At 41.3% G+C, this 17,267-nt stretch carries 11 protein-coding genes; 7 read left to right on the top strand and 4 right to left on the bottom strand.

What is annotated here, in order from left to right:
* Window positions 1-9: 9 nt before the first annotated feature.
* Window positions 10-1,326: a chromate efflux transporter gene (gene chrA, locus R2Q85_RS10695; protein WP_316811768.1), complete on the bottom strand. Its 1,317-nt coding sequence runs from the start codon at window positions 1,324-1,326 to the stop codon at window positions 10-12.
* An 87-nt stretch (window positions 1,327-1,413) separates the two neighbouring features.
* A complete protein-coding gene (locus R2Q85_RS10690; protein ID WP_316811767.1) occupies window positions 1,414-2,547 on the bottom strand; it encodes an AI-2E family transporter in 1,134 nt (377 codons plus the stop codon).
* A 93-nt stretch (window positions 2,548-2,640) separates the two neighbouring features.
* Here R2Q85_RS10690 and mnmE point away from each other — a divergent pair, with 93 nt between their 5' ends.
* Window positions 2,641-4,011 (top strand): tRNA uridine-5-carboxymethylaminomethyl(34) synthesis GTPase MnmE, encoded by a 1,371-nt coding sequence (gene mnmE, locus R2Q85_RS10685; RefSeq protein ID WP_316811766.1) that lies wholly within the window; start codon window positions 2,641-2,643, stop codon window positions 4,009-4,011.
* A gap of 78 nt (window positions 4,012-4,089) precedes the next feature.
* Here the strand turns inward: mnmE and argS are convergent, their stop codons facing one another.
* The gene (gene argS, locus R2Q85_RS10680; RefSeq protein WP_316811765.1) at window positions 4,090-5,871 is read right to left on the bottom strand and encodes an arginine--tRNA ligase; all 1,782 of its coding nucleotides are present in this window, start codon (window positions 5,869-5,871) and stop codon (window positions 4,090-4,092) included.
* A 22-nt stretch (window positions 5,872-5,893) separates the two neighbouring features.
* The gene (gene rocF / locus R2Q85_RS10675; RefSeq protein ID WP_316811764.1) at window positions 5,894-6,844 is read right to left on the bottom strand and encodes an arginase; all 951 of its coding nucleotides are present in this window, start codon (window positions 6,842-6,844) and stop codon (window positions 5,894-5,896) included.
* Window positions 6,845-6,946: 102 nt separating this feature from the next.
* Between rocF and R2Q85_RS10670 the strand changes: the two genes are divergently transcribed.
* From R2Q85_RS10670 to R2Q85_RS10645, 6 genes are all read left to right on the top strand, one after another.
* Window positions 6,947-8,338, top strand: coding sequence for an arginine decarboxylase (locus R2Q85_RS10670; protein ID WP_316811763.1), 1,392 nt, complete (start codon window positions 6,947-6,949; stop codon window positions 8,336-8,338).
* 153 nt (window positions 8,339-8,491) lie between these two features.
* Complete coding sequence (locus R2Q85_RS10665) at window positions 8,492-9,442, top strand: hypothetical protein (protein WP_316811762.1); 951 nt, start codon at window positions 8,492-8,494, stop codon at window positions 9,440-9,442.
* 94 nt (window positions 9,443-9,536) lie between these two features.
* On the top strand, window positions 9,537-10,901 hold the full coding sequence (locus tag R2Q85_RS10660) for a PP2C family protein-serine/threonine phosphatase (protein ID WP_316811761.1): 1,365 nt from the start codon (window positions 9,537-9,539) through the stop codon (window positions 10,899-10,901).
* Between the two features lies 1 nt (window position 10,902).
* On the top strand, window positions 10,903-14,889 hold the full coding sequence (locus R2Q85_RS10655) for an FtsW/RodA/SpoVE family cell cycle protein (RefSeq protein WP_316811760.1): 3,987 nt from the start codon (window positions 10,903-10,905) through the stop codon (window positions 14,887-14,889).
* Between the two features lie 7 nt (window positions 14,890-14,896).
* Complete coding sequence (locus tag R2Q85_RS10650; protein ID WP_316811759.1) at window positions 14,897-15,694, top strand: FHA domain-containing protein; 798 nt, start codon at window positions 14,897-14,899, stop codon at window positions 15,692-15,694.
* A 7-nt stretch (window positions 15,695-15,701) separates the two neighbouring features.
* Window positions 15,702-17,246: a serine/threonine-protein kinase gene (locus R2Q85_RS10645; RefSeq protein ID WP_316811758.1), complete on the top strand. Its 1,545-nt coding sequence runs from the start codon at window positions 15,702-15,704 to the stop codon at window positions 17,244-17,246.
* The last annotated feature ends 21 nt before the right edge of the window (window positions 17,247-17,267 follow it).

The raw sequence follows: 17,267 nt of genomic DNA, 5'->3' as shown, positions 1-17,267 counted from the left end.
CCGCCTGGATTAATACTGCATTATCCCATAGACCATACTCAGTAAAATCAGGTAAACGATGTTCAACCGGAATTTAAAGATCAGAAGTATCGATGCCGAAATCCATAACAACGCCATCAAATCTATTTTTTCCAGTAACAGACCATGTGGAAACAACACATCCTTACCTAAATAAAGAGTAAGATTTAGGATCACACCCACAACTGCCGCAGTCACAAAACTTAGCACATCACCGATTACCAGATTGCCTCTTGAATGCTCTAAGACCGGGCCACCCACAAAAATAAACAGGAACGAAGGTAGAAATGTATAAAAGGTAGTAGTAAGAAGCCCAACCGTCCCCATCAATAAAGAGTTTTCAAAATGATTATAACCAGCCATAAACCCAACATAACAAACCACAATAATTAAAGGACCCGGCGTGGTCTCTGCCAAGGCAAATCCATCAACCATCTGGGATTTGCTTAACCAGTTAAACTTCGATACACTAAATTGAGCCACATAGGGTAAAACAGTGTAAGATCCACCTATGGTAAAAAGGGCCGTTTGGGTAAAAAACAAAATTAAACCTTTCCAGAAGGAAAAATCTCCACTCAAAAAATAAAACAATAGAAATGGCAATACCCATATCAGAAAAAAGACAAAACTTTGTTTAATCAACAACTTCACCTTGAAATCCTTTCCAAGTCCTTCTGTATTCTTATTGATGTAATATCCCTCTTCGCTTAGCCCCTTTTCAACCTGTCCAGTACGTTTTCTATAAACAAGACCAGGCCAAAAGTACCTAAACAACAGCGCAAAAACAATGGTTCCGATAATGATATAAGGCATAGAAATGTTTAAGAAAAAAACGCAGGCGAACGCAATGGCGGCCAGCAAATAATATAATATACCATGGAGCGCTTTACCACCTACACTCCATACCGCATGAAAGATAATTGCCACAACCGCAGGCTTTAACCCACTAAAAATTGCATCCATCCAGGCCTGATTGCCAAAGGTTGCATAAAGGAGACTAAGCCCCAACAAGATGAACATGGAGGGAAGAATAAAAAATAGACCGGCCAGCAAACCACCACGTTTACCATGAAGCTGCCACCCGATATATATAGCTAGCTGTTGTGCCTCAGGACCAGGTAAAAGCATACATAAACTAAGTGCATGAAAAAACCTGCTGCTGCTGATCCATTTCTTTTTTTCCACCAAGAAATCATGCATGATATTGATATGTCCCAAAGTGCCACCGAAACTGATCCAACCCAATTTAAACCAAAATTTTAAAGCATCCTTGAAAGCGGGTTTTGTTAAGGTTTTTTCTTCTTGCATGCGCAAAGAAATATTGTCATGTTTCAGAGAATTAAAAAGTGAACTTAATGTGATTTAAGCTGTGCCAAAGATACAAAAAAACGTTCATTAGTCCTTCTCTTTTGTTTTTTCCACGCCTGGTTTAGCTGGTACTGCTTTCTTTTTCCTAAATGAAGCAAAGGTCATCGGGCTTTTTGATGGCCGCTCATCACCAAATAATACGCCCCACTGTTTAAATGTTTCTGTTCTATCGAAGATAACTTTCAATACTGCAATGATTGGCATGGAGAGGAACATTCCGGAGACCCCCGCAATACTTCCTCCAATAATTACCCCAAGAATCGCAAAGAGCGCATTGATCTTTACTTTTGAACCTACAATTTTTGGCATTAGAATATTATTATCCAAAAACTGGACAACTGCAATCACTCCTAAAACCGTAACTACTGGCCACAACTCCGTAGAAGAGGTCAGGGTGAGTAATACACCAATGATATTTCCCATTAACGCCCCTACATAAGGAATGAGGTTTAAAATGGCGAAAATAACACCAATCAGCAAGGCATGTTTAATTCCTATCAGAAGCAGAATTCCGCCTAAAAGTATGGTCATGTAAGTCACCTGGATTAACAATCCAATCAGGTAGTTTTTGATGATGGCCTCAGTTTCATAGATGGCTTCTTTCACTTTTGGATGGTGATCAGGTTTAAACCACATGAAAATAAAGCGAAGTAAAATGTCCTTATAAAAAAGCATCAGATAGATGTAAATGGGAAGTAGACCTACAAATACAAAAATGGAACTCAGTGTTACTGCAGCTCCGCTTGCTGCCTTTCCGGCCATTCCCAACAAATCATCACTCTTTTCTGTAATGAACTTCATCTGTTCGGTTGTAGAAACATGACTAATGGAACTGAACCACTCACTGAGTGATTTTAAATGTGTGTTTACATTGCTTTTGATCTGGGGGAAATCTGCCACTAAAATGCCGATCTGTGAGGAGAAGAACCATACAATAGCTCCCACAAAAATCAGGACTAGCAGGATCGGGAGGATGATGGCGGCTACTTCAGGAAACTTATATTTTCGTAAGAAACGAAATACAGGCAGCAACACAATGCTGATAAAGAAAGCCATAATTACAGGCATAATGATGTCATTTCCAATCACAAAGATGGCACCTACAAGGGCGATTCCAAGCAGTTCAATAGACCTTCGTACGGTCAGCGGCATGTCTTTCATTCGTAATTTGTTTGTTTTTAAAGAGGTAAACAGTAAAAGGTACCGAATGTTTGGCTAATTTTGTGCCAAAATCAAACTTAACAAACATTGCCCATGATTACAAGTGATACTATAGTTGCCTTATCTACCCCGCCCGGAGTGGGTGCTATAGGAGTAATCCGTCTTTCAGGAAAAGATGCCATTACCATCACCAATTCGGTTTTTAGCGGAAAGAATTTGCCTGCCCAGGATTCACATACCATACATTTTGGTTTAATTAAGGATGGTGATCTGGTTATAGATGAGGTGCTTGTGAGTTTATTTGTGGCCCCTAAATCTTATACGAAAGAACATGTAGTGGAAATTTCCTGTCATGGCTCAAATTATATCATTCAACAGATCATTAATCTGCTGATCAGAAAAGGTGCTTCAGCGGCTAAACCGGGAGAATTTACCTTAAGAGCCTTTTTAAACGGAGGGCTTGATCTTTCTCAGGCAGAAGCAGTTGCAGATCTGATCTCCTCTGATTCAGCCGCGGCCCATAATGTGGCGATGAACCAGTTGAGGGGTGGCTTTAGTACAGAGTTAAATGTGCTAAGAGAACAACTGATCCATTTTGCATCTATGATAGAGCTGGAACTTGATTTTGCAGAAGAGGATGTTGAGTTTGCCAACAGGAACCAGCTACAGGAGCTGATCAATAAGATTACGCTGGTAATCAACAAACTGATCCGCTCTTTTGAATTGGGTAATGTGATTAAAATGGGCATCAATACGGTGATTGCCGGCAGACCGAATGCAGGTAAATCGACACTGTTGAATGCTTTGTTAAATGAAGATCGGGCCATTGTAAGTGAAATTGCAGGTACTACACGCGACACCATAGAAGAGGTACTGAACATCAATGGGATCAATTTCAGACTGATAGATACTGCCGGTATCCGTGAGGCTACTGATACAATTGAAGTGATCGGTGTAGAAAAGACCATGCAAAAGATTCACCAATCAGCTTTACTCGTGTATTTGTTTGATGTAGTTAATCTTTCTGCTACGGAGATCCATGAGGATATTGCAAGACTACACAAACCTGGTATTCCTTTTTTAGCGGTGGCCAACAAAATGGATCTTTCTTACAGCGACAGGCTAAAAGAACTGAAATTGCCTGCTGAAATTCAATTCATTTCGATATCTGCAAAAGAGAACCAGCAGATCGAAGAGTTAAAACAGCTGTTATATGATACAGCAGTAGGAGATCAGCTTTCAGATAACCATACGATGGTAACCAATATCAGGCACGTGGAAGCGCTGGAAAAAACCAGGGCTGCTTTAAATAACGTAGCCGAAGGATTGCAAAACCCGGTGACATCTGATTTTTTGGCTATGGATATCAAGCAGGCACTCCATTATCTGGGCCTGATTACCGGCCAGGTTACTACAGATGACCTATTGGAAAACATCTTCAGCAAATTCTGTATCGGCAAGTAACAACACAAGACAAAAGAATAGAAAAGCCTTCTTAAATAGGTTTTAGAGGTTTTTTTATTTTCAGATAAAATCAAGACCTTACATCCGTTCCGGAACCGTGATCCCTAAAATACGCATGCCGCGTTTCAAAACATCAGCAGTTAAAAAGGTTAAATTTAAACGATGCAGCCTGAAAGCCTTATTTTCCTCTTTAATGATGGGTGGTGTTTCATGGTAAAACTTGTTAAACAGTTTAGCCATTTCATATAAATAATTAGCCAAAGTAGCCGGACTGTATGCTTTTGCCGCCGAAGAAACCTCTGCCGGATATTTTGCAAGCAGCATGATCATTTCCAGCTCAGTTGCCGTAATTGTAGCTTCAGGAACACCCTTTGCTGAAAAATCATAACCTGCTTTAGTCAATAAGGACCTGATCCTGGCATGGGTGTATTGTATAAACGGACCGGTATTGCCCTGAAAATCGATAGACTCTGAAGGATCAAATAACAAGCGCTTCTTCGGCTCCACTTTTAATAAAAAGTATTTCAGTGCACCTAAACCGATGTTATAAAACAACTCTTTCTTTTCCTGTTCATCAAAGTCATTCACTTTACCCAGTATCTCCGTTTTTGCCCTGGCAGTCTCTATCATCTCTGCTACCAGGTCATCCGCATCCACTACAGTACCTTCCCTGGATTTCATTTTCCCGCTAGGTAGATCAACCATGCCATAAGACAAATGGTGCAGCCCTTTGGCCCAGCTTTTACCCAGCTTTTCCAGGATCAGAAACAATACCTTAAAATGATAATCCTGTTCATTACCCACCACATAAATAGATTCATCCATCTTAAAATCATCATATTTCATCTGGGCAGTACCAAGATCCTGGGTAATGTACACCGAAGTTCCGTCAGCGCGCAATACCAGCTTCTGGTCCAGGCCATCTTGAGTAAGGTCAATCCATACAGAACCATCTGGTTTTTTAAAGAAAACACCTTTTTCCAGCCCCTCTTCCACTGTATCCTTACCCAATAAATAGGTATTGCTTTCGTAATAATATTTATCAAAATCAACACCCAGGTTTTTATACGAAACCTCAAATCCCGCATATACCCAGCCGTTCATTGTTTTCCAGAGTGCAATTACTTCAGGTACACCAGCTTCCCAATCCTGTAACATTTTTTGTGCTTCCTTAATCAAAGGCGCATTTTTCTTGGCTTCTTCTTCGGTCTGTCCCTCTAGTTTTAAAGCATCAATTTCCTTTTTGTACTCCTTGTCAAAAATCACATAGTACTTACCTACCAGGTGATCCCCTTTAAGTAAAGCACTTTCCGGAGTTTCGCCATTGCCCCATTTTTGCCAGGCCAGCATAGATTTGCAGATGTGAATACCCCTGTCGTTCACCAGGTTTACCTTAAACACCTCGTAGCCATCTGCTTTAAGCAGTTCGGCTACCGAATACCCTAATAAATTATTTCTTACATGGCCCAGGTGCAATGGCTTATTGGTATTTGGTGATGAATATTCTACCATTACCTTTTTCCCATTTGGTTTAACCGCCATAAAAGAAGGATCCAGTAATGTGCTGTTAAACAAATTTAACCAGTAGCTATCGGCAATACTCAGATTTAAAAAACCTTTGATCACATTAAAACCAGTTACTTCCGGAAGATGCTGCTGTAAATACCCGCCCACGTCGGCGGCTGTTGCCTCCGGTGATTTCTTTGAAAAGCGCACTATCGGGAACACCACAATGGTAAGCTGTCCTTCAAATTCCGGTCTCGTATCCTGCAAGCTCAGCTGGCTTTCCGGTAAATCCTGATTGTATAATTCTTTTACTGCTGCTACAGTTGCAGCAATGATCTGTTGTTCAATGTTCATATGCTAATAATCCCCAAATTTACTATTCATTTCTGAAAGCATTGGTGGCTTTAATTAAAATTTCAAAAGCATGTTCTGCCATTTGGTTCTCCCTGTCTAATGTTGGGTTTACCTCTACAATTTCAAAACAGCAAACTTTTTGATTGGTAATCAGGCGCGACATTAAGTTGCCCGCTTCCCGTTCAGTTAATCCCTGCGCTACTGGTGTACCCGTACCCCTTGATGCTGTAGGATCCAGTGAATCCACATCAAAGGAAACGTAGATCAGGTCACAGTGGTCTAAATATTTAAGCGTTTCAATCACTATTCGCTCCACTCCTCTTTTTCGCAATTCGGCAGTACTGAATATCTTAACTTTGTTTTTTTTAACCAATTGATCTTCCGGTCGTTCCATATCTCTTGCCGAGATCAAAACCAGGTCTCGATAACTGATTTTAGGGGCGATTTTACCTACATTTTTAAGCTGGTACCAATAGTTGATCGTTTCCTGGTCAAGTTGATTCACTTTGGCATCTAAATTATCTTCATCAAGTGCCATTGCTAAAGGCATTCCATGCATATTTCCAGACGGCGTTGTATAAGGGGAATGTAAGTCCGCATGAGCATCAATCCACACCACACCTAATTTTGCTTTGGGATATACCCTTTTAATTCCGGCAATGGTTCCCGCTGCGGTACTGTGATCTCCCGCTAAAACAATTGGAAATTCGTCTCTGCTTAGGGTCGAACTGACCTCATCACTCACCCTTTCAACCATGGTTAAAATTCCGGATATCCGCTTGGCAAATGGGCTGCCGGTGCTTTCCAGTAATAAATGGTTCTCGTTAGGTACCTCTACAGACTTATGTTTTTTAAAAAATCTACTACCGAAATCAAGTGCTGCGATCTTAATTGCATCCACTCCCAAACTCGCTCCCCGCGTGCCTGCGCCGATCTCAGATTTTACTTCTATAATTTTTAAAGTCTTAGTCATAAAAAAAATACGGGTGTATTTTATAAAGTGTTTATCTTTGAGCCCAAAATTAACTTATTTTAATTTGCCACACCTTATAAATAATAGTTCAAAAATAAAAAAATGCAGAGTTACTCCGAATTTCTTGATCTAAGTGTTGGTTTTCCACAGGAAGGTTACAGCGTTATAGACGACGAATTATATTTTCAAGACCTCAATCTTATGGAGATGATTGAAACCTATGGTACACCATTACGTTTCACTTACCTTCCTATGATCAGTAAGAAAATTCAGCAAGCCAAGTTATTGTTCCAGACAGCGATCATTAAAAACAACTATCGCGGCGATTACAAATACTGCTATTGCACCAAAAGCTCACACTTCAGACATATCGTCGAAGAAGCCCTTAAAAATGGCATCCATCTCGAAACCTCTTCTGCATTTGATATGCCAATGATAGAGGCCCTGGAAAAAAAAGGTGCGCTAAACAAAGACATTACCGTAATTTGTAATGGTTTTAAAACCTACCAATACAAGCAATACATCATAGATATGTTGCATGACGGATATAAAAACATCATCCCTGTATTAGACAATAAAGAGGAATTTAATTTGTTCGATGATGAGGTGGAAATGGATACCCCTTGTAACCTGGGCATACGTATTGCAGCAGAAGAGCAGCCAGATTCTCAGTTCTATACTTCCCGTTTAGGGGTGCGCATGGAGGATGTGATAGATTTTTATAACAATAAGATCTCTGCAAATCCTAATTTCAGGGTTAAATTATTGCATTTCTTCATCAACTCTGGTATTACCGATTCTCCGTACTACTGGAACGAGCTGGAAAAATATGTGACCCTGTACTGTAAGTTCAAAAAAATTAATCCTGAACTGGATACGCTGGATATTGGTGGAGGCATGCCTTTTAAAGATTCATTGGTTTTCGATTTTGATTACGAATATATGGTAAATGAGATTGTAAAACGGATCAAAGAAATCTGTGCAGAACACGATGTAGTTGAGCCCGATATCATTACCGAATTTGGAAAATATACTGTTGCCGAAGCATCTGGTATTCTATATAAAGTTCTTGGCCGTAAGCAACAGAACGACAGGGAAAAATGGCTGATGCTCGACGGTTCATTTATTACCAATCTGCCTGATGTTTGGGCTTTAAATCAGAAATACATCCTGCTACCCATTAACAATTGGGATGCAGAATATGAAAGGGTAAATCTTGGTGGTATTACCTGCGATGGGCAGGATTATTATAATCAGGAGGCACACATGAACAGTGTGTTCATGCCTAAAACCCGTAAAGTTCAATATTTGGGTTTCTTTAATACAGGTGCTTACCAGGAAGTACTGAGCGGCTATGGAGGTATTCATCATTGTTTACTGCCCAGCCCAAAACATGTGATTATCCGCAGGAACCGTGACGAAACTTTCAATTTTGAAGTGTTTGGAGAAGAGCAGAATAGTAAACAGGTATTGAAGATTTTAGGTTATACCTAGCATTTATTGTTTTATAGCTATAATTGCCTTGAAGATCAACCGGTTTTCAGGGCATTTTTTTTCTGGCGAATTGGTTATTTTTGATTTTGTTCATATGGAATTAACTAGCTTTACCGTTATAGAATTTGGTACAAGACGATTAAAAGTTTTTAGATGACAGACAAACCCTCTTTTTGGCAGCGTATAGGCATACAGGATTGGTTTTTGAGTAACAATAATGCCGGCCAGGTTGTCAAGGCACAGCCGATTACCCCGGATACCGTTTATAAGTATATCATCGGTAAATTCAAAGAATCCATAGCTGAACTGTCCTTTGCAGAACGTATCGTTTTTTATCACGAATACATCATTTGCCTTAACACAGATGATTACCGAACCTTTATGGATAATAAAAATGGACTACTGGGGCTGATCGCCCAGGAATCTGTAAAGATGTTTTATGAAATATTAAACGACTATGCTGCTGTAGGTAAAAGTGTAGAGCCATCGAGCAATAAATGGGTTTTCCGATTCGTTTCACATCCCGATTACAAGCAAGGTGACAAGGGATTTATCGGTAAGTTAATGCCCGATGGAGGTCAGAAACAGGAAAATTTACGGGTTACCTTCATTCCCCGTCAGACCGGTTTGGCACAAACATTCGATATTAGTAATGAGCTACTTAAAGATTTTATTTTTTACAGTGAAGGCTATTATGAAATCCCCTACCTGACCAATTTAAAACATGGATCTAAAACTGAGGTTCCGGAAGAAAGTACTGTCCTGGCAAGGTTTGAAACTACCCTCCCGGATAAAGCCTATTCAGGACAAAAATTGGAATACCTGATGAAGTTCAATGAAATCATTGTTTCGGGGAATGAAGAAACAAAAGATGAACCCCATATTTTTAAAATTCCATCTGAATGGGTAAACACTCCGCATCTGCGGATTCGTTTCAGCAAAACGGAGGATAAGTTTTACCTGTCCTCATTTGGTGAAAAAACTATTTTGAATGAAAACCTGGTAGAAAGAAGCAGCAGTGATAATCTTCGCTGGACGGAACTACCTGTAAATTCCAGGATTATCCTGAACGGAATTATTGGTGTTAATATATTTAAAGCCTGATTTATGTCACAAATCTGTTCTGTAGCATTATTGGTATTATGTGTGGTTCTGCTGATCGTACATTTTGTATCAATTAAAAACTCAACTGGTAACAATGGATAGCAATTATTTTGGAGTAACAGATACCGGAAAATTACGCAGCAATAATGAAGACACCTTCATTGCAGAGAAAATAGCAGGAACAGATTTTGTAATTGCTTGTGTGATAGATGGCGTTGGTGGTTACACTGGTGGAGAGGTTGCAGCTGCCATTGCCAGACAGACGGTATTAAACTTACTAAGTGATCCCGATGGCGATCTATCTCTTTTAATGCAGGCTACCATTGCAGAAGCGAACGATCAGATCATTGCGGCAAAGATCCAGAGGAAGGAACATGAGGATATGGCCTGTGTCCTCACACTAAGCCTGGTGGATTTGAATAAAAATCAGTTCTATTATGCCCATGTAGGTGATACCAGACTGTATCTTTTGAGAGATGGATCTTTAATCAAGATCTCCAGAGATCAGTCCTTTGTTGGTTTTATGGAAGATTCCGGCCGTTTAACCGAAGAGCAGGCCATGAGTCATCCAAAACGCAATGAGATTAATAAGGCCCTGGGTTTTACCGGTAATATCAGCGCACAGGAAGATTATATTGAAACAGGTAACTCTCCCTTTCTTCCTGGCGATCTTATCCTGTTGTGCAGTGATGGCTTATCAGATATGGTGAACAAACAGGACATCACTGCTATACTGCTGGCACAAACCAGCCTGGAGCAAAAAGGAATGACATTAGTTGATACAGCAAACCGCAATGGCGGACGGGATAACATCACCGTGGTGCTGGTCAAAAATGACAAAACATCTTTAAGGCACGAAGTGACTAAGCCAGTTTCGCGGGCTAAACAAAATAAAATTGTACAAAAACCCGTATCAACCAGCACAGTTCAGCCCGATCATGAAAGCCTCCCTCTTGATCCAGAACCTGAAAAGCAGCGTAAAGCAAAAGGAACAAAACTGGCATTCATTGTAGCTGGCTTAATTGTACTCGCGGCCATGATTTATTTCCTGTGGTGGCAAAATGCTGCCGATCCTGCAGACGAGAAGGATATTCCACCAACCAGGATAGCTGCCGAAGATAGCCAAGCCATTAAATTGCAGGATACCCTAAATAAATTAAGAGGTAATATCTTGATATTGGACGATTCTGTTTTTAAATCGCCCATACTCATCTCCAAACCTATTTCTATTACAAGGGATAGTCTTTATTTAAAAGCTGAAGGCCATATCGTGATTAAAAGCGATACTGGGTATAGTGGGCAGCCTTTTTTTATTGCTCCTGCTAATAAAAGCACTTTACTGGAGAATTTCACTTTTGAAAATTTCAAGGAGGTGAGCACCTTGCAAAAAAAAGGTGTGTTACTGAAAGACGTAAAATTCACAAGAACAGATTCGTTAATCAACCAACCAAACCGGTAATATGACGTTACAAACAAACACAAATCCAGGCAGAAAGGCTGAACGTATTTTTTTACTGTTTAGTACACTGGTGTTGGCTGCGCTGTTTGTAACCTTGTTTTATACTCAGCAGCAAAACTTTGCCGAAGTGTACAAACGACTGGATGACGGAACAATTGTAAATCTGAATGATAAGACGCCAGGTACAAAAATTAAAAATCTATTAGCCAAAGGCTATTATTTTGAAGATGATAAAGATATGGAGCTCGTTGAGGATATTGTAACTGGCAGTTTCCTCCTCCATAAAGCGCCAATTGACAATATCGGTGAGTTGAATAAACGTAATTTTTTTGTTGCCGCCGATGAGGCTTTCACCAATGGCGGAAAAAACTTTAAGCAGAGGGTTGTCGCATCGCGGTTATTACTGGGCTTTACCGGCACAGATTCCCTGGCTTATCAGCAGGAAAGTCTTCGCCCTAGACGGTTGCCAGCCCAAAAAGATTTCAACAAAGGTAACTATACCATCAGTGGAAAAATCGTAGATACAGCTGGTAAACCAGTTTCGGGTGTACTGGTAAGACTGCAGATGATCTTGCCTCAGGATACCGCTTATACCGAAGATGAAGTAGTCAATGATTTTATCGCTTACCTGCGTACGGATGCCACTGGAAGTTATAATTTCTTTCATCTTCCGGATGGAAAGGCTTATGGGGTACTGCCGTTAAAACCAGGCTTTCAGTTTGGTCGTTCGCAGGGCTTGCAGGAACTTGACAAAGACTTGAGTTTTAATTTCAGACAATCGCCGCATAGCATTAAGTTGTTTTCTACGCGTGACTTTAAAATTCTTAAGAAAGAAAAGTCATTGATTGTACGTACTCCCGAGGTTTATAACCAATGGTACTGGATCATTGCAGTGAGCTTTTTTGCAGGGTTCTTCCTTATTCATTTTTTTCTGAGCCTGAAGTATCCGCAGGCAGATCAACTGATACTGCCTATTGTGATGCTGATGACAGGCCTGTCTTTTCTGACTTTGCTGAGTTTACAGGATCCCCTGCGCGACAGGTTTTTGGCCAAAGATAGTCTGGGCTTTTTTGGTATCGGTATTCTGGGAATCTGCATTATGCTATCCTTACAACTGCGCAAATTCAATGTAGATTCGCGCTGGTACCGGATGTTGATCATTAACAACAGATTCAGCAAGGCCAACGGATGGCAATGGGCTTTTATCGCGCTTTGTCTGCTGGGATTGACCATTGCATTTGGTACCGGACCAGAAGGTAGCGGGGTAAAAGTAAACCTGTTTGGGGTACAGCCGAGTGAGATTGTAAAATATACCATCATTTTATTCTTAGCGGGATTTTTCGCGTCAAATGAGCGTTTCATTACAGAGTACAGCAGCTGGCATAAAAGATGGTTCTTTTTCTCTTTTGCACTAATTGCCATGGTGGTAGCCATATTAATGTACCTGGTACTTGGCGATTTGGGTCCGGCGATGGTCGTGTGTTTTACCTTTATCATCCTTTTCTCCTTTTCACGTGGTGATTTTATGATGATGCTGACTGCGGTTGTCATTTACGTATTTAGCGCCTGGTTCCTCAACATCTGGATCGCCAGTCTGGTTACGGCCATTCTTGTTGCAGTAATCATGATCATCAATAAAAAGACAAGTGAATCGGCCATGATGATTATTTTGGTAATGGCCGCTTTTTTATTGATTGATCAGGTGCCTTACCTAGGCAAATTAATTCCGGGTCCTGTAAATAGGCTCACCGAACGTAAATCCATCTGGCAAGATCCATGGAACAACGAGGTATATGGTGGCGACCAGGTGGCAAACGGCATCTGGGCCATGGCCAGTGGTGGCATCAGCGGCCAGGGTGTTGGCGAAGGCTTTGCCAAAACCATTCCAGAGGCGCATACCGACATGATTTTACCTGCCATTGGTGAAGAATTTGGTTGGGCGGGTATTGTAGCTATTTTTGTTTTGTTCCTGATCTTCTTGCATCGTTCTATTATTGTTGGCCGGCAAACGGGTACACCTTTTCTGTTCTATATGTGCGCCGGAGTAGGCATTAGCCTTTTTATACAGTTCTTACTGATCGCTGGTGGATCAACAGGAGCGCTGCCGCTATCGGGGGTTGCCTTACCTTTTATAAGTTACGGTGGCTCTTCGCTCGTGGCCAATATGCTGGCTGCTGGTTTTCTGCTCTCTGCTTCGCTGGTTAAGGGTTCAGCCGTTCAAATGGCTTATATTACCAGACAGCAGGATAAAAACCTGGTACCCGCACTATTAGCTGCAAGTATAGCTATATTATTACTCACGATGACCGTATCTAACTATATCATACACAACAAAAAATGGGTAGTACAACCTGCGCTGGTGGCCGATCGCAGCGGTTCGCGCATGTTCAGTTATAATCCAAGGATTGCCATTTTAATGAACAAACTTGCAGCTGGAGATTTATACGACAGGAACGGTCGGATCCTGGCGAGCAGTAAACCGGAAAACATCAGGAAGCAGCAAAATTTATTAAAGGAAGCGGGTGTTAGTTATAACCTTGATTCTGCAGAACATAAACGGGTAGACCGGTATTATCCTTTTGAAGAGCAACTGTTTTTCTGGGTTGGGGATAACAATACGGGTATTTTTAACGGAAGCACAAATGGCTACTTTGCAGAATACGAGCATGCTGCAGAGTTAAGGGGTTTCCAGACTCCAGTAATTTCATTTAATACCCATGCCAGCAAATACCAGGAAAACAGGTTTTTACCAAGGGGTGTAAAGGAAATGACGGTAAGCAAAAGAGATTATGCATCTTTAGCCCCACTTTTACTGGCCGGCATTAACGGTACTGAAGTTGAAGCATTTAAAAAAAGAAACCGGAATGTGAAGTTGACCATAGATGCGGGCTTGCAGACTGCTATTCAACATACCATAGCTCAGGATACGGCCGTTAATAACAGCCGGGTATCAGTAGTGATTATGGAAGATATAACGGGTGATGTATTGACATCGGCAGTTTATCCGCTGCCACCTATAAAAAATTGGGAATTGCTGAATATGTCCAGCACAGAACAAAATAAGCTGGCCGGATGGTACACCACCGCCGATCTTGGCTTTACCACAGCCACACCTCCGGGATCGACCGCTAAAGTACTTACCGCTATGGCGGCTTTTAATAAATTAGGACCAGATGCTGCAAAAAGAGTGTTTACGGTAAGTGCCGCGGAACGCATCCGCACGAAAGGCATTGAACCTGATGAAACCGGGCGCATTAACCTGGAACGGGCGCTGGTTAAATCAAACAACGTGTATTTCATCAAGCTGGCCAATGAAGAACAATTACAGCACGAAATGGCTGATCTGTATTTAAAGACAGGGATGTTTCTAAGGGGAGTTGGCGGGTACTATTATAGCAGGGACACCAATAATCTTAAACAGGAGGATAAATGGAAGGCATTATGGGAACGTACAGAGTTTAACACCAAACCAAAATATGATCCGGCACGTATTCGCCGAACCCGTGCCAAAGGCATATCAGGGATGGCATGGGGACAGGGAGAGTTGATTGCAACTCCTGCTGCTGTTGCGCGATTGGTCTCAGGCGTAGCAAATAAAGGTCAAATGGTAGCTAATCGTTATGTACTCAAGATCAGTGATTCCACGACATCGGTTAAACCAGCCATCAAAATTGCCAATGATCCGCAATATGCCGATTCTATTGGGCATTATATGCTTAAACAAAGTGAAAATAAAACCTATACACTGGGTTTAAAGGTAGCAGGCAAGACAGGAACCCCGGAAAGGATCTGGAAGGACGAGAAGATAAATGACGGATGGTATACTTTTTATGCCCCCAGAGCAAATGGCAAAGGGAATATTGTAGTATGTATCAGGATAGAATCTACACGTGGCTCCAGTAAAGCTGTAAGACTGGCTGGACAGCATGTAGTACCTGTCCTGCTGAAACTGGGTTACCTGAATAAGGAAAAAGGAAGTAAAAATTAAGAATTGTATGTTTAATCTATTCAAGAAAAGCAATCCGGAAGCACCACAGGATGTTAAGGCCATCAGAGAATTGCTGTTGGCCGCTATAAAACAGGAACTTCAAAAACTAGAAGGTGGCGAAGGTAAACATATTAAAGGCCTGACACTGTTTATTGCCTGCTTGCCAGCAGAGAAGCATAGGTACGAATCGGTAGTTTTTGTAGAAGATGAAGACAGGTTTAAAAATGAGATCCAGCGGATAGCTGATGATTTTGCCATAGCTTTACCAGATAGCTGGACGATGCAGACTACCTTTATAGAAGAACTGCCCGCTGATGCCGTAAAACTGGCAAGCTTAAATGCAGCCCTTCACATTAAAACACCTGAACATGTGATTGTCACCCGTTCAAAAACTGCCTATATCCGTACACTAAACGGAGAATCAGAAAAAAAGGAATACAAGATCACTGCAGAAAGCGGTAAAATAAATATTGGACGGGAACATAAGGTGCAGGTAAGCGATGGCTTTTTCAGGATCAACCAGATCGCTTTTCCAGATGCAAGTGAAAATGAAGCAAATAAATTCATCAGCAGGCAGCATGCTCATGTTGAATGGGATGGAGATACAGGTGCTTTTCTTCTGTTTGCCGATGAAGGCGGGATACCACCCAGAAATAAAGTAAAGATCAGGTCGATAGGCGATCATAACCCAGTAAAACTAAATGTAACCGAACTGGGGCATGTATTGCAGGAAGGCGATCAGATTATTTTGGGTGAGCTTGCAGTACTGGAATTTAGTTATCTTGAGGTCGATAATAATCAATAATAGCATAATGAGTAAAGTTTTTACAATAACAGAAGGATTAGAAAATCTTGGTGCTTTAAGTACAGGTGGTCAGGGTTCTGTATATAAGGGCAAAAGAGTAGGCACGATCATCACGGCGGTAAAAATTATGCCTACCCCCATTCATACCGAAAGTGAGGACGACAAGAACTTCATTAAGTTTAAAAATGAAGTGGAGAAACTGAAAAAGGTAAATGAAGTGCCCAATCCCAATGTGGTTAAAATATTGGGCTCCGGACTTACGGAGAGCGGCTCCTTCCCTTTTATAGAGATGGAATATATTGAGGGACCCGATCTTGAAAAGCTTTTGATGTCCCCAAATGCGCCGATATTTACGGTTGCTGAAGTCATTAAACTTGCCGAACAACTGGCCAATGCCCTTGCCCATTGTCACCGTGTTGGTATTAAACATGGCGATATTAAAAGCAATAACGTCAAATTTAATACAGATACAGGAAATTACGTACTGCTTGATTTCGGCCTGGCCATCATGTCTGACGAACAGCGTCGCACCAGTTTGCGCCATGCTGGGGCTGTAGAGTTTATGGCACCAGAACAGCACGATGGAGAGGTGTTTTTTCAAACGGATGTATACAGCTATGGCATTATACTTTATGAATTACTTGCCGGCACTGTACCCTTCCCACTGATCAATAAAAATGAAAGTTCACGTAACCAGGTGATGCTGGCACATATGGAAATCCCGGTTCCTGATATTCTTTCGCTGCGCAGGAATCATCTGCCTGAAAGCTGGGACCTGGAGAAGAAAAAAAGAGAAATGTATGTTCCGCAATGGTTGTTGGACGTGATTAAAAGGTGCCTGGAAAAGAATCCTGAAAAAAGGTATGCAAATGGCATGACGTTGCAGGATGTGATCATGCATCGGGGAGATGAATTGGTCGAAGGTGTTGAAGTTGCAACAGTTCAGCTGCCTGCGCGGAAAAAAGAGGTTACGTTTGTGGAGTCTGTGCCTGGCGAGGTAAATCTTTCGAGACCCGTATTCGCCATTATGGTTTTATCAATTATCCTGTTGGCAATGCTTTCAGTTTATGGTCTATTCCTTAAAGACCATAATAACCTTAAACAGGCGGTAGTAGATTCGGTCAGTAATGTTCCGGCAGATACCAGTAATGTTAAATCAAATATCCAGCCCGACACCATGGCTCAGGTTCATCCGGTGGCAATCGATACCGTTGCCCAGAAAGCCGAAATAGATAGTTTGAAAAAGGAATATGAGGCCCAGATGGCTGCAGCGGCTAAACGTGCACAAACTGAGGCGCAAGCAAAGGAAAATAAGGAAACCGTAATAGTAAGCAGCGGAAAAAAATACCAGTTACCAAAAGGAACGGTATATTTTTACGAAGCCGCCAGTGGTGACTCGCCCAGAAACGGGGTGCTGGGCTTGTGGAATAATGCCAAATTTAATGTGATAGATGAACAGAATGGTTTTATTTATGTAACACATACCAATAAGGATGGACAGGTTACCAAAGGCTGGTTAAATAAGAATGACCTGAAAGAAGTAAAAGAATAGTTTTGATAAAAAATAAGGGCA

Source organism: Pedobacter heparinus, assembly GCF_032678725.1.
Lineage (GTDB): Bacteria > Bacteroidota > Bacteroidia > Sphingobacteriales > Sphingobacteriaceae > Pedobacter > Pedobacter heparinus_A.
The sequence above is the reverse complement of the archived record's forward strand: the minus strand, read 5'-3'. Positions and strand labels throughout refer to the sequence as shown.

Bases quoted from the DNA above. Each gene is read 5' to 3' on its own strand.
- chrA (WP_316811768.1), bottom strand. From the start codon at position 1,326: ATGCAAGAAGAAAAAACCTTAACAAAACCCGCTTTCAAGGATGCTTTA.
- R2Q85_RS10690 (WP_316811767.1), bottom strand. From the start codon at position 2,547: ATGAAAGACATGCCGCTGACCGTACGAAGGTCTATTGAACTGCTTGGA.
- mnmE (WP_316811766.1), top strand. From the start codon at position 2,641: ATGATTACAAGTGATACTATAGTTGCCTTATCTACCCCGCCCGGAGTG.
- argS (WP_316811765.1), bottom strand. From the start codon at position 5,871: ATGAACATTGAACAACAGATCATTGCTGCAACTGTAGCAGCAGTAAAA.
- rocF (WP_316811764.1), bottom strand. From the start codon at position 6,844: ATGACTAAGACTTTAAAAATTATAGAAGTAAAATCTGAGATCGGCGCA.
- R2Q85_RS10670 (WP_316811763.1), top strand. From the start codon at position 6,947: ATGCAGAGTTACTCCGAATTTCTTGATCTAAGTGTTGGTTTTCCACAG.
- R2Q85_RS10665 (WP_316811762.1), top strand. From the start codon at position 8,492: ATGACAGACAAACCCTCTTTTTGGCAGCGTATAGGCATACAGGATTGG.
- R2Q85_RS10660 (WP_316811761.1), top strand. From the start codon at position 9,537: ATGGATAGCAATTATTTTGGAGTAACAGATACCGGAAAATTACGCAGC.
- R2Q85_RS10655 (WP_316811760.1), top strand. From the start codon at position 10,903: ATGACGTTACAAACAAACACAAATCCAGGCAGAAAGGCTGAACGTATT.
- R2Q85_RS10650 (WP_316811759.1), top strand. From the start codon at position 14,897: ATGTTTAATCTATTCAAGAAAAGCAATCCGGAAGCACCACAGGATGTT.
- R2Q85_RS10645 (WP_316811758.1), top strand. From the start codon at position 15,702: ATGAGTAAAGTTTTTACAATAACAGAAGGATTAGAAAATCTTGGTGCT.